This is a genomic window from Paraburkholderia sp. Ac-20342 (assembly GCF_017104985.1).
In the GTDB taxonomy this organism is placed as follows: Bacteria; Pseudomonadota; Gammaproteobacteria; order Burkholderiales; family Burkholderiaceae; genus Paraburkholderia.
Window position 1 is genome coordinate 55,127 of record NZ_JAAGPQ010000025.1, and the last position, 24,891, is coordinate 80,017.

20 protein-coding genes are annotated in these 24,891 nt (G+C 64.4%); 4 read left to right on the forward strand and 16 right to left on the reverse strand.

The window, feature by feature from the left end; genetic code table 11:
- Positions 1 to 4: 4 nt before the first annotated feature.
- The 6 genes from G3N58_RS12875 to gltS form a co-directional block, all read right to left on the reverse strand.
- On the reverse strand, positions 5 to 2,791 hold the full coding sequence (locus G3N58_RS12875) for a LuxR C-terminal-related transcriptional regulator (RefSeq protein WP_205989790.1): 2,787 nt from the start codon (positions 2,789 to 2,791) through the stop codon (positions 5 to 7).
- Positions 2,792 to 3,447: 656 nt separating this feature from the next.
- Entirely contained in the window at positions 3,448 to 4,206 is a 759-nt protein-coding gene (locus G3N58_RS12880; protein ID WP_205999323.1) for a response regulator transcription factor, read from the reverse strand.
- A 454-nt stretch (positions 4,207 to 4,660) separates the two neighbouring features.
- Positions 4,661 to 4,840 carry a hypothetical protein gene (locus G3N58_RS12885; RefSeq protein ID WP_167039700.1) on the reverse strand — a complete coding sequence of 60 codons (180 nt, stop codon included), beginning with the start codon at positions 4,838 to 4,840 and terminating at the stop codon, positions 4,661 to 4,663.
- A 280-nt stretch (positions 4,841 to 5,120) separates the two neighbouring features.
- Complete coding sequence (locus tag G3N58_RS12890) at positions 5,121 to 5,582, reverse strand: hypothetical protein (protein ID WP_167039698.1); 462 nt, start codon at positions 5,580 to 5,582, stop codon at positions 5,121 to 5,123.
- A 91-nt stretch (positions 5,583 to 5,673) separates the two neighbouring features.
- Positions 5,674 to 6,534, reverse strand: a complete 861-nt coding sequence (locus G3N58_RS12895) for a class I SAM-dependent methyltransferase (RefSeq protein WP_205999324.1) — start codon at positions 6,532 to 6,534, stop codon at positions 5,674 to 5,676.
- A 136-nt stretch (positions 6,535 to 6,670) separates the two neighbouring features.
- Positions 6,671 to 7,873 carry a sodium/glutamate symporter gene (gene gltS, locus G3N58_RS12900; protein ID WP_205999325.1) on the reverse strand — a complete coding sequence of 401 codons (1,203 nt, stop codon included), beginning with the start codon at positions 7,871 to 7,873 and terminating at the stop codon, positions 6,671 to 6,673.
- A 162-nt stretch (positions 7,874 to 8,035) separates the two neighbouring features.
- Here gltS and G3N58_RS12905 point away from each other — a divergent pair, with 162 nt between their 5' ends.
- Positions 8,036 to 8,428, forward strand: coding sequence for a DUF6232 family protein (locus G3N58_RS12905; RefSeq protein ID WP_167039692.1), 393 nt, complete (start codon positions 8,036 to 8,038; stop codon positions 8,426 to 8,428).
- Positions 8,429 to 8,636: 208 nt separating this feature from the next.
- On the opposite strand, the gene G3N58_RS12910 is transcribed toward G3N58_RS12905, so the two are convergent.
- Positions 8,637 to 11,090 (reverse strand): glycogen/starch/alpha-glucan phosphorylase, encoded by a 2,454-nt coding sequence (locus tag G3N58_RS12910; protein ID WP_205999326.1) that lies wholly within the window; start codon positions 11,088 to 11,090, stop codon positions 8,637 to 8,639.
- Between the two features lie 647 nt (positions 11,091 to 11,737).
- Between G3N58_RS12910 and G3N58_RS12915 the strand changes: the two genes are divergently transcribed.
- On the forward strand, positions 11,738 to 13,195 hold the full coding sequence (locus tag G3N58_RS12915) for an MFS transporter (RefSeq protein ID WP_205999341.1): 1,458 nt from the start codon (positions 11,738 to 11,740) through the stop codon (positions 13,193 to 13,195).
- Between the two features lie 36 nt (positions 13,196 to 13,231).
- Here G3N58_RS12915 and ltaE read toward each other — a convergent pair whose 3' ends face one another.
- Both ltaE and G3N58_RS12925 read right to left on the reverse strand, forming a co-directional pair.
- Positions 13,232 to 14,239 (reverse strand): low-specificity L-threonine aldolase, encoded by a 1,008-nt coding sequence (gene ltaE, locus G3N58_RS12920; protein WP_205999327.1) that lies wholly within the window; start codon positions 14,237 to 14,239, stop codon positions 13,232 to 13,234.
- Between the two features lie 44 nt (positions 14,240 to 14,283).
- Positions 14,284 to 15,045, reverse strand: coding sequence for a peptidoglycan DD-metalloendopeptidase family protein (locus G3N58_RS12925; protein WP_167039686.1), 762 nt, complete (start codon positions 15,043 to 15,045; stop codon positions 14,284 to 14,286).
- Positions 15,046 to 15,446: 401 nt separating this feature from the next.
- Between G3N58_RS12925 and G3N58_RS12930 the strand changes: the two genes are divergently transcribed.
- Positions 15,447 to 15,767 carry a hypothetical protein gene (locus G3N58_RS12930; protein ID WP_167039928.1) on the forward strand — a complete coding sequence of 107 codons (321 nt, stop codon included), beginning with the start codon at positions 15,447 to 15,449 and terminating at the stop codon, positions 15,765 to 15,767.
- A 203-nt stretch (positions 15,768 to 15,970) separates the two neighbouring features.
- Here the strand turns inward: G3N58_RS12930 and G3N58_RS12935 are convergent, their stop codons facing one another.
- The 6 genes from G3N58_RS12935 to G3N58_RS12965 all read right to left on the reverse strand — a co-directional run bounded on the left by G3N58_RS12935 (position 15,971) and on the right by G3N58_RS12965 (position 21,751).
- Positions 15,971 to 16,306, reverse strand: a complete 336-nt coding sequence (locus G3N58_RS12935) for a DUF4148 domain-containing protein (protein WP_167039684.1) — start codon at positions 16,304 to 16,306, stop codon at positions 15,971 to 15,973.
- Positions 16,307 to 16,594: 288 nt separating this feature from the next.
- Positions 16,595 to 18,004, reverse strand: coding sequence for an NADP-dependent phosphogluconate dehydrogenase (gene gndA / locus G3N58_RS12940; protein WP_167283678.1), 1,410 nt, complete (start codon positions 18,002 to 18,004; stop codon positions 16,595 to 16,597).
- A 141-nt stretch (positions 18,005 to 18,145) separates the two neighbouring features.
- A complete protein-coding gene (locus G3N58_RS12945) occupies positions 18,146 to 18,778 on the reverse strand; it encodes a DUF938 domain-containing protein (RefSeq protein ID WP_205999328.1) in 633 nt (210 codons plus the stop codon).
- Positions 18,779 to 18,896: 118 nt separating this feature from the next.
- The gene (locus tag G3N58_RS12950; protein WP_167039678.1) at positions 18,897 to 19,514 is read right to left on the reverse strand and encodes a pyridoxamine 5'-phosphate oxidase family protein; all 618 of its coding nucleotides are present in this window, start codon (positions 19,512 to 19,514) and stop codon (positions 18,897 to 18,899) included.
- Between the two features lie 50 nt (positions 19,515 to 19,564).
- Positions 19,565 to 20,434 carry an NAD-dependent protein deacetylase gene (locus G3N58_RS12955; RefSeq protein ID WP_205989784.1) on the reverse strand — a complete coding sequence of 290 codons (870 nt, stop codon included), beginning with the start codon at positions 20,432 to 20,434 and terminating at the stop codon, positions 19,565 to 19,567.
- A gap of 552 nt (positions 20,435 to 20,986) precedes the next feature.
- On the reverse strand, positions 20,987 to 21,751 hold the full coding sequence (locus G3N58_RS12965; RefSeq protein ID WP_205999329.1) for an SDR family oxidoreductase: 765 nt from the start codon (positions 21,749 to 21,751) through the stop codon (positions 20,987 to 20,989).
- Between the two features lie 478 nt (positions 21,752 to 22,229).
- Between G3N58_RS12965 and G3N58_RS12970 the strand changes: the two genes are divergently transcribed.
- On the forward strand, positions 22,230 to 23,087 hold the full coding sequence (locus G3N58_RS12970; RefSeq protein WP_167039670.1) for a polysaccharide deacetylase family protein: 858 nt from the start codon (positions 22,230 to 22,232) through the stop codon (positions 23,085 to 23,087).
- A gap of 174 nt (positions 23,088 to 23,261) precedes the next feature.
- Here G3N58_RS12970 and G3N58_RS12975 read toward each other — a convergent pair whose 3' ends face one another.
- Entirely contained in the window at positions 23,262 to 24,674 is a 1,413-nt protein-coding gene (locus G3N58_RS12975; RefSeq protein WP_167283674.1) for a DUF2252 domain-containing protein, read from the reverse strand.
- Between the last annotated feature and the right edge of the window lie 217 nt (positions 24,675 to 24,891).

The window sequence follows — 24,891 nt, forward strand, 5'->3', positions numbered from 1 at the left end:
GCATCTACATCGCAGCGCGCCCTTCACCGACCCCGAGCCCGAGAACGCTCTGCACCGCTTCGATGCGCGAACTCACGTTGAGCTTCTCGAAGATATTCCTCAAGTGCCACTTGACGGTCTCGGGCGCGAGCTTCAACGAGCGTCCGATTTCCTTGTTCGACAACCCGAGCGCCACGCAATTGACGATCTCCAGTTCCCGCACGCTGAGGATCTCCGACGACGACGTCATCACTCTGAGCGGCCTCGCGGCACCTGATCGCGACGAGCTATCGAGTTCATCGAACGCGGCGAGCAATCGGTCGGCATAGGCCACCTCCGTGCTTGCAGCGTCGCCCGCGTTCTGGCGAAACTGCTGTAACAGCGCGCGAATCGGCGCTCCTTCGTCGACGAAACTGTTGACGAGCCCAATCTCGACGCCGATGCGCAGCGCGCGATTCAATGCGTCGAACGATTTTTCGGCGGCATCGCATTGCGCGCACGCTCGCGCCAGCAGCAGCGCGACGAGCGCTTCCAGAGCACGCCAGCCCATTTTGACGAGCGTGTCGAGCTGGCGTTCGAGAATGGCAGCGGCTTTATCGGCGAGATTCTCGGCAAGCAGAACCCGTGCCTGCAGAACGCAATAACTCGCCCACGTCTCCAGCGCGGACCCGCCCCGCCCTTCGCATAGCGCCGGTACGCTCGTGCTTAGTTCGTCGGCGATCTGCCTTGCTTCCGCCAGCTTGCCGTCGTCGATAAGCAGTCGTACCGTTTCGGCGTCGCACGCGAGCTTCAGACGCAACCAGTGCCGGTTGATCGCCACCTGGCGGCCGTCTTCGAGCACGGCCAGCGCCGAACCCATCTCGCCGTCACGCCACAGCAGACGTGCCGCCGAAATCGTGTGCCGCACGAGCGAACCGAGCGGCGCGGTCTCCAATGCAATGTTCGTGCGGCCCGCAATCGCGCTGCGGGCCTTGTCCAGTTCGTTGCACTCGTAGTAGATGCTGGCAAGGCAACTCGCCACGCCGGTCACGCCCGCGGATAAAGGACTCAACGCGGGTTCGGCGAGTTGCAGCGTGGCTTCGAACGTGCGTTTCGCCTCGGGCAACTCGCCATGGATCAGCGCGGCGAGACCGTACATCGCGTCGCGCAGCAAGACCGAGTAATGCCGCGCGGGCCCCGTCGTTTCCACGCGGTTCTTCATGCGCTCCCGGATGAGAGCGATCTGATCGAATCTGCCGCGATACAGAAGCCCGAAGAATTGCGCCGACTGCGCATAACGCGAGATCCACGGCGCCACCTCTACGCCCGACGCCCCGACCGTGCTTCCGAGTTCCAGCGCGCGTTCGCTGTCGTCCGAAATACCGGCAGTCAGTGCGCCGACCGCGTTGATTTCTTCCAGCACGACTGCGTCGATCACGCGGCCTTCTTCGCGGCGCATGCGATCGAATTCGTCGATGACTGCGCCAATCTCCTTCGACGCCCGCGTCGTCTGCAGCGAAAACGCGAGCCCCCATACTTTGGCGAGACGCAAACTCAAGCGTCCCAGCACCACATCGGGCGGCAATCTGTTGATCCAGCCCAGCAACGTGTACGGATCACCGCGCTCGATCATATCGCTCGCACAGTTCTCGACCCATTGAGCCGCGAGATCGAGATCGCCGGCGGCAAGAGCATGCCGGACCGCTTCGGGCCACAAGCGCTCGCGTGCAAACCATTGGCATGCGCGAAGATGCAGCACGGGCACCTCCTGCGGCATCTGGCGCATGAGACGCTGCCGCAGCGCATCGGACAGCAGTGCGTGATAGCGATACCAGTCCCGCTTTTCGTCGAGTGGTCGAATGAATACGTTGTGCCGTTCGAGCCAGTCGAGCTTCTCTCCGCTTTCGCCGGCCTCGTCCATGATCGCATCGCACACGCCAGGCCCGAGCCGTTCGAGAATCGACGTGCAGAGCAGAAACTTCAGCATCGGCGGCGGCAAATGCGCGAGCACCGTATCGTTCAGATAGCGGTCGATTCCCGAACTCGGCCCCGCGAGATTGCGCGCAAGCTTGGTCGCATCGCCCACCTGACTCAAGGCGAGCGAAGCAAGCTGCAAACCCGCGACCCATCCTTCGGTCGCCTCGTTCAGCAGTTCTACGCTGTCCCGATCGAGCGGCACGGTACCCGCGCGATGGAAGAACGCTTGTGCATCGTCGATGGAAAAGCGCAGATCGTCGGCATTGACGCGCATCAGTTTGTCCGGCGAGCGAAGCTGTGCGAGCATCAACCCGGGTTCGCCCCGCGCGCCGAGCAGGACGTGCATGTTATCGGGCGCATAGCGCAGCAGGCGCGAGACCACGTCGAGAACCGGTTTTGCGGTGAGGCGATCGACGTCGTCGAGCACGAGAAAAACGTTCCGGCCGCACGCGGCGATTCCATTCAACAGCACGGAAAGAACGGTTCTGATAGGGGTCAGCGCGTCGTTGTTCAGGAGTTGCTGCGCTTGCGACGCGATGTCTTCCGACGCACGCGAAAACGCCGCGACAAGATACGCGCCGAACTGCTGCGGGTCGTCGTCCTCTCCGTCGACGCTAAGCCACGCAACCGGATGCTTGCTGCCCGACAGCGCCTCGCTCCAGCCCGCCAGCAGCGTCGTCTTGCCGAAACCGGCAGGCGCGGTCACGACAACGATGCTGTTCGGCCGGCGCGTATCGATCCGGCCGAGCAAGGCGAGCCGTTGCACGCAGCCGGGCGGCAGGCGTGGCGCCATCATCTTGGTCTGGATCAGCGACACGCTCCACTCGCGACCGGTACTGCCCGAAGATGCTTCCATGATCGTTCCTCTCCCTGAATTGCCGCTTGCAGGAGGTTGCCATTATCTCAACGAGATATTTTGATGTATATGTTGAACCTATCCGATGTTCAACGCGGATTGCCATGACTCTGTTCGCTACGAACAGGCACGTTTGCTCAGGTTCGCCAACTATTCGAATGGCCGCTGACATTGGTCGTGCGGTACTGCACGTGCAATATCCATGCACGGAATGACGACGCTTCCGCACACACGCCAATGACGTCGGAACCTGAACGAAACGGGGAAATTGGAGCGAGGGAATCACGTATGAGCAACCGATTTCTCGACAGCCCGGATCGCGACTAAAGACCTTCTGCTACTCGCCACTTTTCATCGAGCACCGGCATTCGTGGCTCATAGGTATTGCACCGGATTGAATTGCCTCTCATCGAGCGTATTTCGAATACAGCGGCGTATTGCTTTGGCATGCACATGAACTCAAAGTCTGGGATAAGAGCCGCGAATGCGGACGGTTGCCCTTGGGAAGCAACGTCCGCCTTCGCAAATACTGAAACAGGAGAAAGTCGGGAGTCCCGCAGAGAATCATCGGCCGGCAGCCGCGCGTCCAGAGTTCGCGCAAACGTCACCATCACGTTCGGCAAACATCGCGGATCGCGCGGCTACCTGTGCTTCGCTCATGCGTTCGCCGCACACGCCGTTGCTTCCGGTGCCGGGGCAGGCGCGTCGGCTGCCTCAACCGTGTCGGTCACCGCCACCTCGTCGAGCCGGTATCCGTGCGTATAGACGGTACTCAAACGCACACCGTTGCGGGGATGCAGGGCCAGCTTGCGGCGCAGCCGGTAGATATGGGTATCGACCGTTCGGGACGTGGCCTCCAGTTCACGTCCCCATGCGAGTTTCACCAGCAGGTCTCTCGATACCGCTCGTCCGGCATTGGCGAAGATAAATGACGCAACGTCGAATTCCTTCGCGGTCAGTTCTATCGCATTGCCATGCAGCGTGACGCTGCGGCGGGCCGGATCGAAAACATAGGGCCCGACCGAGATCACACTTTCAGTCTTTTCATTGGGGTCCGTGCGGCGCAGCAATGCACCGACTCGTGCAACAAGTTCGATCGCGCGGAACGGCTTGACGATGTACTCGTCGGCTCCGGCATCGAGCGCACGCAAGATGTCGACTTCAAGAACCCTGCTTGTGAGGAACAGGACCGCCGGCTCCCGCCCCAGATTGTCGCGTATCCAGTGCAGTACCTCGAACCCGGCTACACCGGCCAATTGCCAGTCGAGCACCACGAGATCGACTTCATGGGTCATGAGATAACGTATGGCACTCTCGCCTGAGTTGGCTTTGCTTATTGTGTGCCTCGACTGCTGCATGGTCTTTTCGACAGCCACGGCTTGCGCAGGATCGTCTTCCACCAACAGGATATTCATATATCACCTCGCTCTTTCGGGCCAACCGGACAGCAAATCCGGCACCACGGAAAACGGAACGAATGGACGACACGAACCGGACCGCAATGCCGCGAATTGCGAGGTCAGACTGGCGCGAAACTCTCATCCTGAACGATTGTGTGGCGCATGGAAGGATTGATGCCCCCAACAGGCGCCGTCGTTCGCCTCGTTTTGTGAACTGCGGGAAATCAAGATAGACTGTGCCAGGCGGCAACATAGCCCCCCATTCGGGGGGGCGAGAGGTGTATTCGATGGGGTGGCTGCAATCATATGCAAACGGCATAGCGCGTGTGCACGATGATCGAGCCTGTCCCCATCGATTCATCCATGAATGATAGGGAGCATCGCAACGCAATACGTCAACAAACGTGAACGGAAGGGATCGCGGTAAAGACGGTGAAGTATTCGCGACAGCCGAGTCAGCAATGACCGGCTACGGAAATACCAGGATGAGAATCAGATGAAGGAAGCCCCACACGAACAGCAATGACAGCGGAATCGCGCCGAGTGCCAGCAACATGAGCCAGCGCTTGCGATAAGGTGGTTGGTTGTCCACATCATCGGACCGGCGCGTAAGTGCCTTTGCATCGAGCAGCCCGCGCTGGATGGTCACTTCTCGTCGCATGGATGAACGTCCCCGTGAAAACATCTGGATTGATTGGCGCCTGGCACGCACTCCGTGCCAGGCGGCGAACGCAGGCACTCTATCCGCGAGATGCGAAATAGTCTGTCAAGCTTTGTCAATCCATGAAGCGGGGATCAGAAAACCACGATTCGCGACAGGCATCATTCGCTGCGTCTGCCTGGAGGCGCGAGGCGCGATAACACCGCAGCGTGCAAAGAAGCACGTTCGGCGAGAACGCCGATAAGTACCACCCCGGTTCAACAGAACATCACTGCCCGTTGGCGTGCGCCCTGAGAAACGCCACATAGCCGTTCTGGGTCTTCAGGATCTTATCGGCGCATTCGTCATAGTCAGAGCCTTTCTCGCTATCCTGACCATACATGTCCCGGCACTGAGCGAAGAGCGAGAGCGTCGCGCCGCCGCTGCTCTTTGCGGCGCGAGTCGCCGAGAAGGCGACCTTGCCCGAATCGTCCGGCACGTCGGTATCGATTGCGATTGCATCGGCACGCGTGATGTGGGTATCGGAATGCTGCTCGATATAGCGCTTCGTCAGCGCCCATGCAACATCGCAATTGTCCGGCGAGCAATCGACAACCGCGTTGCGTTGCGCCGCGGCGAGGTTCGGTTCGCTATGAAGGATGTCCTGCTGGGCGCGCTTGACCTGCTTTTCTTCCGACGAGCAGGCAGCGAGGGCAAACGCAACGAGTGCAAGGGCGGCGATCTTTTTCACGATTCAATTTCCTGGCCATATTCGTGCGCGATTATAGCCGTGCGGAGAAGAGGCTCGCAGATTCGGCGGCATACCGTCCCTTTAACGACGACTACGTACGCGCCACCAGCAACTCCTCCGCATTCTCGGGCGGCCGCAGCCCATCCGTCCTGCCCGCGAAATAACGCTGCGTCAGATCAACCGCCGACACATGCCGCGCCTCGCCAAATCCGGCTTCGAGCGCCATCGCCTGGATCTGTTGCGGTGTGAAGAAGCTGATGAAAGGCGTACCGCTTGCACGCGCCCCCTTCTCCGCCATGTCGAGTCCGGGGCGTACGTCGGGACTCGCCATCTCGAGCGGCAGCAGAAACGTCATCGCAAACGTCGACCCACGCGCGAGCGCCGCCACTTCGCGCAGCGTGGCCGCATTCGCCTCCTTCGTCAGATACATGCTGACGCCGGTCGACACGACGACAGCCGGCTTGCTCTCGTCGAACCCCGCGGCAACGAGCCGTTGCCGCCAGCTCTCGCCCGCTTCGAAATCGACGGAAACGAAACGCAGCCAGTCGGGCACGCCGAAACCCAGTTCGATCAGACGCTGCCGCTTCCACGCTTGCGGTCCGGGCGGATCGACCTCGAACACCGTAAGCCGCGACGCCACCTCTGGCCTGCGCTGGGCAAAGCTATCGAGACCGGCACCGAGAATCACATACTGACCGACGCCGAGCCCTATCTGCTCGATGACCAGATCTTCGATAAAACGCGCGCGCGCGACGATCGACGCGCGAAACGGCCGCGTGAATTGCGGGTCCATGTCCCCGCGATTACGCCAGCTTGTATCCGGTGCCAGCAGTTGCAGGCCGACCTCGTCTTCGAGCACGTGCGGCACCGCGTCGGCATGCACATGCAATGCGCGCCACAGCGCGACACGCGCGGCCGTGCTATCGGGCGCGACTTCCTGTTGATCGTTCATGACTCTCCTGATCCTTGCTTGAGAAATCGGCAATCGCATCCCTCGCTTGCCGGTGAAGCCAATGGAATTGCTCTTTCGTGGAGCATCGCATAACCACGCTTCGCAAGCATTCCCTCACAAACTACCTCAAACTGCCTCAATGAAAGAACGGCAACGCGAGAAACAGCTTGATGACGATGGCATTGACGATGTCCATGAAAAACGCGCCCGTCATCGGGACGACGAGGAACGCGATATGAGAATGGCCGAACCGGTTCGTGATGGCCTGCATGTTCGCGATGGCGGTCGGCGTCGCGCCGAGCCCGAGTCCGCAATGCGCCGCGCTCAGCACGACCGCGTCATAGCTGCGGCCCATCAGCGGGAACGTCACGAATACCGCATAGAGAGCCATAAGCAGCGTCTGTGCCGCGAGAATCGTGATGACCGGCACCGCGAGCGCGGCCAGCTCCCACAGGTCGAGCCGCATCAGCGCCATCGCGAGAAAGAGCGCAAGGCTCACATTGCCGACGAGCGCGACCGCATGCTGGTCGAGCCGCACGCGCACGAGCGAAAGCACGTTGTTGAGGATCACGCCGACAAACAGCACGCACACAAAGGTCGGCAATTCGAATACGGTTCCCGCGAGCCAGTCGCCCAACGCTTCGCCGCCCGCGAGGCAGAGGGAAATCAGCGTGAGAGTCGTGATGAGCGCCGCAGGCGTGGTCGGCTGCTCGGCTTTCGGCGCTTCGAAAACCAGCGTGTCGTCCTCGTGATTCTCGATGTGCCGCATGTCGGCGCCACCGATCTTGCGCATCAGCAGACGCGCGATCGGACCACCGAGCACACCGCCCATCACGAGCCCGAACGTCGCACAGCCGATGGCGATTTCGGTCGCCGACTGTAGCCCATGATGTTCGCTGAAGACCTGACTCCACGCCGCGCCCGTACCGTGGCCGCCCGACATCGTGACCGAGCCGCCGAGAATGCCGTACAGCGGATCGACGCCGAGCGCGAACGCCAGCAGAATCCCGATGACGTTCTGCAGGATCAACAGCCCGCTCACGAGCGCGAGAAAGCGGATCAGTACCGGACCGCCCGCCTTGAGGTTCGAGATGTGCGCATTGAGGCCGATCGTCGAAAAGAACGCGAGCATGAGCGGCGCCTGCAACGTGGAGTCGAACCGGACCTCGACGTGCGTCGCGACGCGGATCAACAGCACGCATACGGCAACGACGAGCCCGCCCGCCACCGGCGCCGGAATCGAATAGGTACGCAGCACGCAGATCCACTGAATGAGCTTTTCTCCGAGCAGCAGCACGAGCGACGTCGCGACCAGCGTTGCGTATACGCCGATAGTCATGAGTAGCCTCCCGGCCGGAGCGCGATCAACTGCCATCTTAGTCAATCCGTCCGCGCAAAGTATGATTTTCCTTGGCCCGATGCCATCCGCACATGACATCGCGTCACTGCCGGGCGTCGAAGTCTGCTACGCTGCGCCCTTCACCACCCTTGCTCTCAATCGATGGAAACCCCTTTCAACGATCGCGGCGTGTCCGTGACGCGCAATGCGCTCTCGTCAGCCGGCCAGGTCTTTCCGCTGCGCGACATCGTCGGCGTGCAGGTCGTCACCGTACGCAAGAACAGGGTCGTGCCGCTCGCGATCTCGATCGTCGGCGTGATCGGCGCGATTGCCGGCGCCATCCTGCACTCGGCGGCGGGCCTCGTGTGCGGGATCATGCTCGCGGTGGTCGGCTGGCTCACCTGGGCGACCCAGGACGTCACGCATCGGCTCATCGTGCAAACGGCCAATGGCGAGCGCGAGGCACTGATGAGCACCGACCGCGAATTCGTCGAGCGCGTGAATGTGGCCGTGCAACAGGCAAAATCGACGGCCGCGAGCGCGGCACAGGCGTAAAGCCGGGTCTGCCTGCGTTGACATGAGCGTAACGTCAGTGGTCAATGCGCGACCGGCAGTAAGAAAAGCCGTGCGCGGCTCCCCGAGCCGGCACGGCTTTTCATTCGCTTGGCGAACCCGAGATTGAACGTGCCGATTGAACACGCTCATCGAACACGTTTAGCGAATCCTCACCCCGAACCCGGCGGCTACGGCACCACGCCGCCGCTCACTCGATATCGAGCGGATTCACGCGCCAGATATTGCGTGCGTATTCGCCAATCGTGCGGTCCGACGAGAACTGCCCCATTCCCGCGATGTTCTCGATCGCGCTTTCGGTCCATGCGCGCCGGTCGAGAAAACGCGCATCCACTTCGTCCTGCGCCTTCGCGAACGCGGCGAAATCGGCCAGCACCATGTAGTGATCACCCCAATCGACGAGCGTGTGGAAAATCTCGGAGAAGCGCAACGGATCGTCCGGCGAGAAGAAGCCCGAACGAATCTGATCGAGCGCGATGCGCAGTTCTTCGTTCTCCTCGTAAATCTGCCGGGGGCGGTAGCCGCTTGCGCGCAGATGGTCCACCTCGTCCGCGGTATGGCCGAAGATGAAGATGTTCTCGCGGCCCACCGCGTCGCAGATCTCGATGTTCGCGCCGTCCATCGTGCCGATCGTCAGCGCGCCGTTGAGCGCGAGCTTCATGTTGCCGGTGCCCGACGCCTCGGTGCCGGCCGTCGAAATCTGCTCCGACAGATCGGCCGCCGGAATAATCAGCTCGGCCACGCTCACGCCGTAGTTCGGCACGAACACGACCTTCAGCCGATCGCCGATCAGCGGATCGTGATTGACCTTCTGGCTCACGTCGCCGATCAGCTTGATGATCGTCTTCGCCATCCGGTAGGCGGAAGCGGCCTTACCCGCGAACAGCACGACGCGCGGCACCCAGTCGCGCTCGGGATTCTCGCGAATCCGGTTGTAGCGCACGATCACGTGCAGCACGTTCAGCAACTGCCGTTTGTATTCGTGAATGCGCTTGACCTGCAGATCGAACAGCGCATCGGGATCGAACGCCAGCTTCGTGTGATGCGCGAGCCGCTGCACGAGCCGCAATTTGTTCTGGCGCTTCGCCTCGCGGAAAGCCTCGATGAAATCCTCGTCCTTGCGCAGATTGCGCAGCTGTTCGAGTTCGAACAGATTGCTGCGCCAGTGCGTGCCGATGCGCGCGTCGATCAGCGAGGCCATCGACGGGCTCGCCTGCGCGAGCCAGCGGCGCGGCGTGATGCCGTTGGTCACGTTCGTGAAGCGGTCCGGATAGACGCGCGCGAAATCGGCAAAGATATTGCGCGTCATCAGTTGCGAATGCAGCTTCGAGACGCCGTTCACCTTGTGACTCGCGACGATCGCCAGATATGCCATGCGCACGCGCCGCTGCCCGTATTCGTCGACGAGCGAAATGCGGCGGATCATGTCGCCATCGTGGCCCGACTGCTCGCTGACGTGCTTCAAGAACTGCGCGTTGATCTCGAAGATGATTTCGAGGTGCCGCGGCAATAGCCGCGCCAACATTTCGACATCCCAGGTTTCGAGCGCCTCGGGCATCAGCGTGTGATTCGTGTACGAGAAGATTCGCGTGACGTGTTGCCACGCCTTGTCCCACGGCAGATGATGCACGTCGACGAGCAGACGCATCAGCTCGGGAATCGCCAGCACCGGGTGCGTGTCGTTCAGATGCACCGCGACTTTCTCGGAGAAGCGCCCGAACGTGCTGTGGGTGCGCTGATAGCGGCGGATCAGGTCCTGCATCGTCGCCGAGACGAAAAAGTACTCCTGGCGCAGCCGCAATTCGCGGCCAGCCTGCGTCGAGTCGTCCGGATAGAGCAGCCGCGAAACGTTCTCCGACATGTTCTTCGTGTCGACCGCGTTGCGATAGTCGCCGCGATTGAACGCATCGAGGTCCAGTTCCTCGGTCGCGCGCGCGGACCACAGTCGCAGCGTGTTGGTCGCGTCGGTCGCGTAGCCGGGAATCACGGTGTCGTAGGCGGTCGCGTTCACGTGCTCGGTGTCGATCCACTCGACCCGGTCGCCGTGCTGCACGGTACGGCCGCCGAAATGCACCATGTACTTGATCTCGGGACGCGGAAATTCCCACGGGTTGCCGGCGCGCAGCCAGTAATCGGGCGCCTCGACCTGCTCGCCGTTGACGATCTGCTGGCGGAACATGCCGTACTCGTAGCGAATGCCGTAGCCGAAGCCCGGAATGCCGAGCGTCGCCATCGAATCGAGAAAACACGCGGCCAGCCGGCCGAGACCGCCGTTGCCGAGCGCCGCATCGGGTTCGATCCCGGTCAGCATCTCCATGTCGACGCCGAGGCTCGCGAGCGCCTCCTTCATCGGGTCGTGAATGCCGAGCGCGAGCAGCGCGTTGGTAAAGGTTCTGCCGATCAGAAACTCCATCGACAGGTAGTAGACCCGCTTCACGTCCTGCTCGTATTGCAGGCGCGTGGTTTTCATCCAGCGCGCGACGAGCCGGTCGCGCACGGCGAGCGCGGCTGCATGCAACCAGTCATGGGGGTGCGCGGTGACGGCATCCTTGCCGACGCCGTACATCATGCGATTGGAAATTGAGCGCCGTAGCGCGTCGACGGTACTGTTGAGCTGGTCGAATTCCAGATCGACGGCTGTCATCGAAGCCTCCGGGAAAGTCGACATGGCATACGCGAACCGCACGGTCGACGGACGGGAGGCGCGTGCCTGTCAGGCGGATTAAGAAAACAGAGTAGGACATTTTACGGCTCGCGCACACCGGCTCGCGCGAGCGGGCTCTGTCGCACGTGCCGTGCCTGGCGCGCGCGGCGAAAGCCCCAAGTCTTCCCGAGCCATCCGCTTCGATTATTTTTTCGGTACGTGACCGGAGCGTGACGCCTCGATGCATCGGCGTAAATGCATGTCGGCGTGAATGGATGCGAACCGGCGGAATCGGCAGATCGGCTCGATGCATGGTCGAATCGGCGGGTTTGCATGCGAAACGGATGGATCGCGAGATACAACTGGACTAAGCCAACGCGAAGGTATCGTCAACGTGAAGATACCGCAGCAGATTGACCGTTAGTTGCGTTAAAAAATAAAGACGATGAATGACCCTCAGCCAATCGTCACCCCTCTTCCCCCCTTCTCCCTGCCCGCGTCCCTGCACGATTTCCACGTCTCTGCAACAATCGCGACATTGCGCCGCGCCAACCGCCTCGCCACAGCGGCGAACCGGACCGCGCGCGCCTCATTCCCACGCAACCCCGCCGCCCGTGCCGCGTCGTCCGACCGGCCGCCGCATCGGCATGCATAACCCGACGAGCCGCGCCTTGTCCGATAAGCTCAGCAACCCCATCAGCGCCGCCGCGCCCACCTTTCCGGCGGACGGCCCGATGTCCGCCGCCAACCGCCGCGCGATGGCCGCGATCATGCTCGCCGTCGCGCTCGCCACGATCGACACCGCCATCGCCAACACCGCCTTGCCCGCGATCGCCGCCGATCTGCACGCGGCGCCCGCGGCATCGGTATGGATCATCAACGCCTATCAGCTCGCGATGGTCGCGACGCTGCTGCCGCTCGCCGCGCTCGGCGACATCGTCGGACACCGGCGCATTTATATCAGCGGCATTGCGCTGTTCACGCTCAGTTCGCTCGGCTGCGCGATGGCGCCGACCCTGCCGCTGCTCGCCGCCGCGCGCATCGTGCAGGGCCTCGGCGCGAGCGCGATCATGAGCGTGAACACCGCGCTGATCCGCTATCTGTACCCGCCGCACCGGCTCGGGCGCGGCCTCGGCACCAATGCGCTGATCGTCGGCGTGTCGTTCGCGGTCGGGCCGACGGTGGCCTCGCTGATCCTCTCCGTGGCGACGTGGCCGTGGCTGTTCGCGGTCAACGTGCCGCTCGGCGTGCTCGCGCTGAGCTTTGCACTACCGGCGCTGCCGCATACCGCGCAGGGCCGACATCAGCTCGATCCGGTCGCGGCGCTGCTCAACGTCGTCACGTTCGCCGCGCTGATCTTCGCGCTCGGCGAGGCGGCGCAGCGCGCCTCGCTGCAGATCGTGCTCGGTGCGGCGGCGCTCGCCGTCGTGTTCGGGCTGCTGCTGATTCGCCGCGAAGCGGGTCATCCCGCGCCGATGCTGCCCGTCGATCTGTTCAGACGGCCGGTGTTCGCGCTGTCGGCGGTCACGGCGGTGTGCTCGTTCGCGGCGCAAGGGCTCGCGTTCGTGTCGCTGCCGTTCTATTTCGAAGACGTGCTGCTGCGCAGCCAGGTCGAAACCGGCTTTCTGATGACGCCATGGCCCGTGGTGGTCGCGCTCGCCGCGCCGCTCGCGGGCGGCCTGTCGGACCACTATCCGCCGGGGCTGCTCGGCGCGATCGGGCTTGCGGTGCTGTCGGCGGGAATGGCGTCGCTCGCGCTCCTGCCCGCGCATCCGCACATACTCGACATCGGCATTCGTATGGCGATTTGCGGCGCGGGCTTCGGCTTCTTCCAGTCTCCGAATCTGAAGGCGCTGATGGCAAGCGCGCCGCCGGAGCGCAGCGGCGGCGCGAGCAGCATCGTCGCGACGGCGCGGCTGCTCGGGCAGGCCACCGGTGCGGCATTGGTCGCGCTGTGTTTCGGAATTTCGGGACGGCAGCACGGGCCGACGCTCGCGCTCGCCACCGGCGCGTTCTTTGCCGGCGCGGCGAGTCTCGCAAGCGGCTTGCGGCTGCTTGCGCCGTCGCATCGCGCGGGCACGCCGGCGGCGGCGAAAGCGAAGTAAGGCCGTGGGCGGCGCGGGCTTGAAGCCGCGCGCCGATCAGCGCGCCGCGAAATACCCCTTCACCGCAGCGATAAACGTATCGATATCGGCGCGCGACACATCCCTGTGCGTGACGAAGCGCGACGCGTACAGCATCTGCGTGAGGATGCCGCGCGCCTTGAGCCACGCTTCGAGCGGCGCGCAATGCGCTTGCGGGAACTGCGCGAACACCATGTTCGTCGCGACCGACTGCAGCGTTGCCTGTTCGATCGCTTCCAGCCCTGCGGCCAGATGCGCGGCGTTGGCGTGGTCGTCGGCGAGACGCTCGACGTTGTGTTCGAGCGCGTACAGGCAGGCCGCCGCGAGCACGCCCGACTGGCGCATGCCGCCGCCGAGCACCTTGCGCCAGCGGTGCGCGAGATCGATCAGCGCGCGGCTGCCGACCAGCACCGAGCCGACCGGCGCACCGAGCCCCTTCGAAAAGCAGATCGACACGGAATCGAACGGCTCGCACAGCGCCGCGAGCGGCTTGCCCGACGCGACCGCCGCGTTGCATACGCGCGCGCCGTCGAGGTGCGTCGACAGACCGTGCCGGCGCGCGAGCTGCGTCGCCTCGGTCACGTAGCCGGCCGGCAGCACCTTGCCGCCGATCGTGTTCTCCAGCGCGAGCAGGCGCGTGCGCGCGAAGTGATCGTCGATCGGCTTGATCGCGGCGGCGATCCGCTCGAGCGGGATCGAGCCGTCGGCGGCATTGTCGAGCGGCTGCGGCTGGATGCTGCCGAGCACCGCCGCGCCGCCGCCTTCGTATTGGTAGGTGTGCGCCTGCTGGCCGACGAGGTATTCGTCGCCGCGGCCGCAGTGCGCCATCAACGCGGCGAGGTTGCTTTGCGTGCCGCTCGGGAAGAACAGGCCCGCTTCCTTGCCAGCGCGCTCGGCAAGCGTCGCCTGCAGACGCAGCACGGTGGGGTCGTCGCCCCAGACGTCGTCGCCGACTTCGGCCGCCGACATCGCCGCGAGCATCGGCGGAGTCGGGCGGGTGACGGTATCGCTGCGCAAATCGATCATGGTGTGTCCCTGTGCGTCCATTGAATGCGGCCTGCGGTGCCGCCCTACTTCGGCAACCACGCGAGCGGATCGACCGGCTGGCCGTTCTGGCGCACCTCGAACTGGATCGACGCGACGCCGCGGCTATCGACGCCGACCTGGCCGATCGTCTGCCCTTGCGCGACCGCGTCGCCTTCCTTGACGAACAGCTGGCTGTTCTGGCCGTACGCGGTAATCAACGAATCGTCGTGCTTGATGATGATGAGCGGGCCATACGCCTCGATGCCGGTGCCGGCGTAGACCACCCGGCCGGTCGCGGCGGCCTTGACCGGATCGCCGGGACGCCCGCCGATCACGATGCCGTTGGACTTGCCCGCCGAGAACGTCTTGAGAATCGGCCCGCGCAACGGCCATTGCAGCACGCCCTGCTGCGGCGCGGCCGACATGCCCGGCGCGGTGGGCAGCGCGCCCGGCGCCGCCGGCATCACGGCAACAGGCGGCGTCACCACGCTGCCGGACGCCATCGGCGGAGACACGCGCAGCACCTGCCCCGGCACGACCTGCGCATTGACCACGAGACCGTTCCACGCCGCGACATCCTGTAGCCTGTGGCCATAGGCCGAGGCGATGCCGGCGAGCGTGTCGCCCGGGTTGACGCGATAGAAGCCGGCGGGCACCGGGACCGTGGAGAGGCTCGTCGCATTGGGCGGCGTGCTGCTGTAGAACGGCGTGCTGTCCCACGGCATCGTCGTACAGCCTGCGACCATCGCGCCAAGCGCCGCCGCCGTCAGCAGACGAACCCCCGTCAGTTGCCATTGTCCTGTCATGTGATTTTCCTCGACTTGTTCTCAATCGGATTCAATCGACGCCCGAGCATGTGCCGTGCCGCCGCCGTTCGCGGTCCGCCATGTTCCGCCGTTGCCGGCGCGCCAATGCGCGCCACGGTGACGCGCCGCGGTAAAGCTCCCGCTGCGGAGGCTCTTTCCGCGTCGACGAGCAGTTGGAAAGCGCGAAAAAACCGCGGCTCGTGGACCTGAGCCTCTGGCGACAACGCTCGCGCGGCTGGCCCTATTATAGGTCTGATGGCCCGCGAGCCTTCTTCAGCAAGGCACGCCGGCCGATTCGTCCGATTGGCGAGACCGCCAGGGCGTCGCCTATACTCAGTCAAGCCGCGCGCAGCACGCCTCGCGACAATGCGACAACGTCTGGTTTCTGGGAGGAATCGAGGATGAACAAAGCCACCTTTCTGGCCGTGCAACTCAACGTCGACGATATCGCGGCGTCCCCTGGCCTCGTCGAATTGCTGAACACACATCTCGTCTTCGCCGCCGACGTGGCCGAAGCCGCCGATGCGCTCGTGCAGCTGGCAAGCATCGCGGGGCTGTCGAGCGGCATCGAGGCGAGCGTCGAGATTCCCGCGCTGGCAGTCGAGCGACTGCGCGAAGCGCTCGACAATCTGAGCGGCTACGACGAATCCTGGCTTCTGGCGCTGGAACCGAGCCGCGCGCTCTTCGACGAAATCGGCCGGCGGCATCGCACGCTGCATTGATACGGATCGCATGGCGAATGTGCCGTAAACGACAAAACGCCATCCGAACCAGCCGGATGGCGTTTTTTCTTGCCCACCGCCTTCGCACTGTTTCGCGAGACGGCGTCTGCTTCGTTACTTCTACTTCTACCTCTACCGCAAACTTCTGCTGCAACCTCTACTTCAAACTTCAGTGCAACCCGTAGCGGCGCCTGGCTGGCAAATTAGTTGCCGAAGTACACCGAGTTACGGTCGACCTGGAACGGGGTCACTGCGTGTCCGGCTTGCGAGGTGCCGGCAGCCGGGGCGCCGTAGCCGCTCGTGTTCGCGGTGCTGGCCACGACGGCCGTACCGTTTTGCGCCGCGACGCGCGCTTGCGCAGCCTGGATGTTCTCCGGATAGTTCGCGTAGTCGCCGACCGGGCTGTAGCCGGCCTTTTCGAGTTGCACCAGTTCAGCGCGAACCTGAGCGCGGGTCACCGGCTGGCTGGCTTGAGCAAACGAAGCAACCGGAGCAACGAGGGCGGCGGCGATAGCAACTGCGGAAATCAGGGTCTTCATGATTAACCTCCAAATGACTTGTTTGTGATGCGCTTCGGGGGTTTTCTGTTTCTCCCTCAGCGCTTGGAAGCAAGTTTAGGAGGGTCGCGATCTAGGGTAAACCCTTAAAACGAGGAAACTCCATTTCGACTTTTGCAACAATCCGCACAAATTGCCGGCCGAGAACCTAATGTGCCGATAGTTTTTAGTAATAATTTTGTCAGCCACCCACGCATTCAAACAAAAAAGCCCGGCGGTGCTTTCGGTAAGGCGCACGCCGGGCCATCATTCAAACGCCCGGGGAAACGCTCAGGCCCACTGTGCGTGGAAGCTGCCTGGCTTGTCGACGCGCTCGAACGTATGCGCGCCGAAGAAATCGCGCTGCGCCTGCACGAGGTTCGCGGGCAGACGCTCGGAGCGGTAGGCGTCGAAATACGCGATTGCCGAGGCGAACGCCGGCACCGGCACGCCCGCGTTGACCGCGGCCACCACGACTTCGCGCAGCGCCGCCTGGTAGTGCTTCGCGATGTCGCGGAAGTACGGGTCGAGCAGCAGGTTTGCGAGCGCCTTGTCGTTCGCATAGGCGTCGGTGATTTTCTGCAGGAAGCGCGCGCGGATGATGCAGCCGGCGCGGAAAATCTTCGCGATTTCGCCGTAGTCGAGGTCCCACTTGTACTCTTCCGAGGCCGCGCGCAATTGCGCGAAGCCCTGCGCGTACGAAATCACCTTGCTGAAATAGAGCGCGCGGCGCACCGATTCGACGAACGTCTCCTTCGCGGCGTCGAGCGGCTTCGCGGCCGGCCCTTCGAGCACCTTGCTCGCGGCCACGCGCTGCGTCTTCAGCGACGACAGCACGCGTGCGAACACCGCCTCGGTGATGAGCGGCAGCGGCGCGCCGAGGTCGAGCGCATTCTGGCTGGTCCACTTGCCGGTGCCCTTCTGCGCGGCACGGTCGAGAATCACGTCGACGAGGTCCTTGCCGGTTTCGTCGTCCTTCTTGCCGAAGATCTTCGAGGTGATCTCGATCAGGTAGCTGTCGAGCTCGCCCTGGTTCCACTCGGTGTAGACCTTGCCGAGTTCCTCGTTCGACAGGCCGACCACCTGCTTCAACACCGCATAGCTCTCGGCGATCAGCTGCATGTCGCCGTATTCGATGCCGTTGTGCACCATCTTCACGAAGTGGCCCGCGCCATCGGGGCCCATGTAGGCGACGCACGGCTCGCCGTCCGGCGCCTTCGCGGCGATTTCGGTGAGGATCGGCGCAACCAGGTCGTAGGCGTCGCGCTGGCCGCCCGGCATGATCGACGGGCCTTTCAGCGCGCCTTCCTCGCCGCCCGACACGCCGGTACCGATGAAGTGCAGGCCCGCCTTCGCGAGTTCCTGGTTGCGGCGGATCGTGTCGGTGAAATGCGTATTGCCGCCGTCGATCAGGATGTCGCCCTGGTCGAGCAGCGGCTTGAGTTGCGCGATGGTCGCGTCGGTCGGCTCGCCGGCCTTGACCATCAGCAGAATGCGGCGCGGCTTTTCGAGCGAGTCGACGAACTCTTCCAGCGTGAAAGCCGGCACCAGTTTGCGGTCCGGATATTCGGCGATGAGTTCGTCGGTTTTCTCGCGGCTACGGTTGTAGACCGACACCGCGTGGCCGCGGCTTTCGATGTTGAGCGCCAGATTGCGGCCCATGACCGCCAGCCCCACCACGCCGATTGCCTGTTTGCCCATGTTGAATTCTCCAGAGTCCAAAAAATGTCGTGTCGTCGCGCAGCAGGAACACCGGGCGCGGCGTCGAGGGTGAAAGGATAAAAGAAATGCGCGCCGGCCGCTTGGCGGCAGGCACCGGGACGCGGGCCGCGGGCGGCGGGTTCAGGTCGCCGCGTCCGCCTTGCCACGCCCCGCCGGCTTCCTGAACACGAGGCTGAAGTTGTTCGCCGGCATCGCGATCGGTTCTTCGCACGCGAGGCCCAGCGCGGCGCCCAGGGCCACGACCGCTGCCATGTCGCGCACGCCCCATTCGAGGTTGCGGCTCTTCAGCCACTGATCGAACGCCTCGTTGCTCGGCGCCGTATGCGCGCCGCCGCGTTTGTACGGACCGTACAGATACAGCACGCCGCCCTCGGCGAGGCGGCGGCTCGCGCCCACGAATAGCGCCTGCGTCGCGCTCCACGGCGCGATGTGAATCATGTTGATGCAAACCACCGCGTCGAGCGTCTCGACGCCCCAGTCCGGCCGATGGACGTCGAGCGCGAGCGGCGCGCGCAGGTTCGGCAGCCCGGCATGTGCGCTCCATGAGGCAATCGACGCGCGCGCTTCGGGGTCGGCATCGCTCGGCTGCCAGTCGAGTCCGGGCAGCGCGCCGGCGAAGAGAACCGCATGCTCGCCGGTGCCGCTCGCGATTTCGAGCACGCGGCCGGTGGCCGGCAGCGCCTCGCGCAGCACGGCGAGGATCGGTGCGCCGTTGCGTTCGGCGGATGGCGAGTGTTGCCGGGCGTCTGTCATGGTGAGGCGTGCGAGAGGTTCGTTCGGGTTAAGGCTTCGGGCTTCGGGCTTCGGGCTTCGGGCTTCGGGCTTCGGGCTTCGGGCTTCGGGCTTCGGGCTTCGGGCTTCGTATCAAGTATCAATACAGCGTCGCGCGCACGCGGGCCGGCAGGTCGCGGTCGTAAGCGGCGGCGTCGAACTGCTCGCCGTCGTTCGCGGCGATGATGCGCCGCAGGATCTCGCCCGCGCTCGGCAGTTGCGCGCGTTCGAGGTGCCGCGCCGGATCCCACAGGTTCGAGCGCGCCATCGCCTTCGAGCAATGGAAGTACACGGCGTCGACGTCGATCAGTAGCACGGTGCGCGGCCGTTTGCCGTCGACGGCGAAACTGTCCAGCCAAGCCGCGTCGGCCGAAATCCGCCCGCGGCCATTCACGCGCAGGCTCTCGCCGATGCCCGGAACGACGAACAGCAGCGCGAGCCGCGGGTCCGCGATGATATTGCGCAAACTGTCGAGCCGATTGTTGCCGGGCCGGTCGGGCAACGCGAGCGTGCGCTCGTCGACGATCCGCACGAAGCCCGGCGCGTCGCCGCGCGGCGAGCAGTCGAGGCCGTCGGGGCCGCTCGTCGCCAGCACGGCGAACGGCGCGGCCTCGATGAACGCGCGATAGTCTTCGTTGACGTGCGCGATTTCCTTGCGCAGCGCGCGCTCGCCCGGCTGGCCGTAGAGCGCTTCGAGTTGGTCGATCGTCGTCAGCATGGACATTCCTGAAAAGTGCGAGAGTGGTTCGGCGCACGGACCCGGATGCGTCACGCGCTCGCCAGCCGCGCGGCGAGCGCGCCCAGCGTGTCGCCGCACGGCGCGGCTACCTTCAGCGACAGCAGCGCATCGGCACGCGTGCGGCCCAGGTTGATCGCCGCGATCGGCTTGCCCTGGCGCTGCGCCCACACGCAGAAGCGATAGCCGGAGTAGACCATCAGCGACGAACCGGCGACGAGCACCGCGTCGGCCGCATCGAGCGCATGCGAGGCTGCTTCGACGCGCGTCTTCGGCACGTTCTCGCCGAAAAACACCACCGATGGTTTCAGCATGCCACCGCAGTTCGAACAGGCCGGCACGCGAAAGCCGCCGAGATCGTGCCACTCCAGGTGAGCATCGCCATCGGCGGCGGCTTCGGCGGTCACGTCGAGCAGCGCGGGGTTGTCCGCTTCGAGCGTTTGCTGGATCGAGGCGCGCGCGTGCTGCATGCCGCAGTCGAGACAGGTCACGCCGTCGATGCCCCCATGCAGCTCGATCACGTCGCGGCTGCCCGCGCGCTGATGCAAACCATCGACGTTCTGCGTCACGAGCGTCGGCACGTGCCCCGCGGCTTCGAGCCGCGCGAGCGCGACGTGCGCGGCATTCGGCTGCGCCCGCGCGACGAGCGGCCAGCCGACCATGCTGCGCGCCCAGTAGCGCTGACGCATCGCGAGCGTGCCGAGAAATTCCTGCAGCGTGATCGGCGGCGAACGTTTCCATGCGCCGTTGTCGTCGCGATAGCCGGGGATGCCGGAATCGGTGCTGATGCCCGCGCCGGTCAGCACGAAAAGGCGCGGATGGCGCTGCACGAAACGATGCAGATCGTCGAGCGTGTGCGAGTCGGTCTGCTGGTCGGGCGGCGTGAGCTGAAGTTCGGTCATGACGGGGACAGTGGAAGATCGTGCGTGCTTCAGCGGCGCGGGCGCGGTTTGCTGCGCGGGGTTGTCGAGCGTGAGGGCCCGGCTTGCCGTTCGGCTTGTGATTCGGCTTGCGGCACGCTTTGCGGATTCGGTCGCGGCTCGCGCTCCGGCTTTTTTGCGGCTTCTTTCGCGCTTCCTTTAGCGGCTCCTCACGCGCTTCTGTTCGCACTTCCTTTCGGGCAGCCAGCCGCGCGTCCTGCCTGTCCGCCTGGCGCTCGCGCCACACCGACAACGCGATCTCATAGCGTTCGAGCGCCTCGTCGTACAGATCGAACACACACTGCGTGCAGCCGCTATGGCAACAGTCTTCGAGATCGGGTTGCGCGGGCGGCTGCGGCGGCGGATCGTCGTCGCGTGAGGTGGCTCGGGGCACGGCGCGTGGCTTTCGCGTGATGACGGAAAGCGCTCAGTATAAGTTGATCGCGCGCGCCGCGCTCCTGTGCGCGGCGCGGCTTCGTCCGGTTCCGCGCCGCCTGTCCGCGCTCATCTGCCACCTATCCGCCGCTGATACCCTCACCCTCGCCCGACGAACGGCATCTTGCTCGCCATGATCGTCATGAACTGCACGTTCGCCGAGAGCGGCAGGCTCGCCATATGCAGCACCGCATCGGCGACGTGCTGCACGTCCATCAGCGGCTCGATCGCGATTTCGCCGTTCGCCTGCGGCACGCCGCGCGCCATCCGCGCGGCCATGTCGGTACCCGCGTTGCCGATGTCGATCTGGCCGCACACGATGTCGTACTTGCGGCCGTCGAGCGAGACGGCTTTGGTCAGGCCGGTGATGGCGTGCTTCGTCGCGGTATAGCCGATGCTGTTCGGCCGTGGCGCATGCGCCGAGATCGAACCGTTGTTGATGATGCGGCCGCCGCGCGGGTTTTGCGTCTTCATCAGGCCGAATGCCGCGCGCGTGCAGAGGAACACGCCGGTCAGATTGGTATCGACGATCGAGCGCCATTCGCTGATCTCGAGTTCGTCGATATCGACCGGCGAACCGTTGCGGCCCGCGTTGTTGAACAGCACGTCGAGCCGGCCGAAGCGCGCACGCAGCATGTCGAACAGCTGCGCGACGCTGTCGGCATCGGTCACGTCGCACGGCACCGCGAGCGCCTCGCCGCGCAGCGACTGCGCTTCCTGCGCGACTGCGTCGAGCGCAGCCTGACGGCGCCCCGCCAGCACGACGTTGTAGCCGTGCTCAAGCAGTCTGAGCGCGCAGGCGCGGCCGATGCCGCTGCCCGCGCCCGTCACCAGCGCCACTTTTCCGTTTTCCGTGTCCGACATCGCGCATCTCCTGTTGTGCTGGGTTGGGTGGCGGCGCATGACTCGCCGGGGCCGGTTCGCCGGGCGAAGGCCGGTGTCCGCTGCGCCGCTTATCGCCCGGCACCATACAACAGCGGATCGGCGATCGCAAATGCGGCGGCTTGCCGTGGTGCGATTGCCGTCGCGCCGTGCCGGATCGAGGGTGAGGATAATAAGGATGGGCGCGATGAATCGCCCAGGGCGTGACGGCGAATTGCCGCTGCGCGCTCGCATCGGCACCGCCGCATCGCGAGCGGCGTCATCAGCCGCACCCTCGGCCGCATCACCCGCCGTATTACCCGAATCAGCACGCAAGCATGCGACTTTCAGCCCGCTTTCATCGGCCACGATTACCGCTTCACACGCATTCGGGCGCGGCCAACAATGGTATCGTTCGCGCTTGCGCGACGCGCACGATTCACAGCCTTACCGTGACGAAGGCGCACAGGAAGCATGTTTGATGAATGAATGCCCCAACCCGTCGCACGGCGCCGAGCCCGCGCCGCCGCGCCGCTGGCCGCGTACCGGCAATTCCGCGATGCTCAACGGCACGATCGCATGGCACGTCGTGGTGCTCGCCGGCTGGCTGCTCGCGCCGGCCGCGTGGCCGTGGTGGCTCGCCGCGATCTTCGTGAACCATGCGATGTTTACGATCACCGGACTCCTGCCGCGCACGGCGCTGCTCGGGCCGAACTGGACGCGCCTGCCCGCGAGCCCGCACAACCAGAACGCGATTGCCTTGACCATCGACGACGGTCCCGACCCCGTCGTCACGCCGCAGGTGCTCGATCTGCTCGACGCGTTCGGGGTCCGCGCGACGTTCTTCTGCATCGGCGCGCAAGTGGAGCGCCATCCGCGAATTGCACGCGACATCGTCGCGCGCGGCCATGCGCTCGAAAATCACTCGCAGGTTCACGTACATACGTTTTCGGTGACGCTGCCGGGCGCGCTCACGCGTGAAATCGCCGCCGCGCAGCGCACGCTCGAAAACGTGAGCGGCGCACGGCCGATGTTCTTCCGCGCGCCCGCCGGCCTGCGCAACATCTTTCTCGAACCGGTGCTGCGCAAGCTCGACCTGCGCCTCGCCGCATGGACGCGGCGCGGCTACGACACGCGCGAGCGCAATCCGCACGTCGTCGCGCGCCGCCTGCTCGACGGTCTCGCCGCGCGCGACATCCTGCTGCTGCACGACGGCAATGCCGCGCTCACGATCGAAGGCAAGCCGCTGATTCTCGCCGTGCTGCCGAGCGTGATCGAAGCGGCGCGCGAAAAGCATCTGCGTTTCGTGACGCTGCGCGAAGCGCGCGTCGGGGCGTGATGTCCCGATGCGTGATGCGATTGATGCGTCCGGTGCCATCAAGACGGCTAAAGCAACACCACCCAAGCGGCGCATGCGATAGGCGGCATAACGTGCCGCACCCGCCGCCCTTTCACGTCGAACGTTGAAGGCCCAACGCCGAAGCCCCGCCGCCGAACGCACCCTTCCCCCACACTACACGCGGAAATCCGCCGCCATATCCTCGTCGGTGCGTGCGTCAAGCTCGCCGCTGCGGCACGCCTTGAGAAACACGTCGTAGTCGCGCTCCACCTGGTCCGCGTAGCCGGTCGCATAACCGGTCAACGCTTCGGCAAACTGATCGCCGCGGCCGATATACGAGCTGATCTCGATCGCCTGGCCGCTCGCTTTCGCATGCGCGCGCGCCATGATCCAGCCGCACAGCCGCGCGTAGCCGTCGAGCAGATCGCTGTCGAACAGTTCGATATTCGCGGACAGCTTCATGTCGCGCAACTGGCGGAAATAGAAATGCCGGCCGAGCGGCCCCGTCGCCCAGCCGAGGAAGATATCGCTCGCGGCCTGCAGCATGCGCTGCCCGTACACGACGCGCTCGCCCTCGTGTTTGACGGCCGGCGCCTTGTAGAACTGCGCGATGACCGAAGGCCGCGCTTCCTTCAATTGCAGAAACAAGGGCTTGTCCCTGTGATCGACGAGCAGCACCGCGAGGCAGCGCGTACCGACACTGCCGACGCCCACCACCTTGAACACGATGTCCTGCATCGTGAAGTGATCGAGCAGTTCGCGGCGGTCGTGCGACATCGTCTTGCGGTAATCGGCCCAGACGTGCTCGACCATTTTGTCGACGTTGCCCTTGCGGTAGGTGTCGGCGTCTTCCGCCGTGAACAGCGTATTCGCGCCGAGCACGTGAAAAAGTGCGGGCGGCGCATCGTGGACCTTCCAGCGCTCGCCGTCGAACGAGGCCATTTTTTCGAGCAGGCTCTCGTTCGTGCGGCTCGCGGCTTTTTCCATGCCGCGCCGTATCGCGCGCCGGCGCTCGGGCGTCAATGCGGTTTCCGCCATCAGGTCGAAGGTGACGCGGTCGTACCAGAGTTCGAGCGCGCCGCACTGCGCATACTGGGCCATGCGATCGCGGTACGAACGGACCGCCGTCATCACGAGGCTTTCCGCCGTGCCGCGGCTCAGGCGCATCTGGCGCGCGGCCACCACGAAGCTCGCGGTCAGGCGTTTCAGGTCCCATTCGAAGGGACCGACCGAGACTTCGTCGAAGTCGTTCAGATCGAAGACCAGTTGCCGCTCGGGCGTCGCGAACCCGCCGAAGTTCATCAGATGGCCGTCGCCGCAGATCGGCATGCTGAGGCTCGTATCGGGCACCTTGCTCAGGTCGTGCGCCTGCAGAATCGCGCTGCCGCGAAAGAACGCGAAGGGCGACGCGGCCATGCGCCCGTAGCGCAGCGGCACGAGATTTTCGATCCGGCCGGCGCTGCTCTGCTTCAGAAGCGCGAGCGGATCGCGGTGCAACTCGCCGACCGCGCGATGGCTCGAGCGTTTCGAATGCTCGCGGGCGGCGCGCCCGCGCGCTTCCCGCTCGGCAATGGTGCTGGCTTTCATGCTGTTTCTCCGTTTGCGTCCTGATCTGGCGATGACGGGGACTGCATAGATCGCGGCGACTGCCCCTGCGATCATAGCGGGTCGGAACAGGTCATCGGTAAAAATGTTGCCCCGGCGATTCGCCCCGAGCGAACGAATGCGGCAACGCGCCCCGCCTCCTCATTCATTGCGAATATCGACCTGCGTTAATTGCGCAGATCGGCTTTGCTCTCCCCAT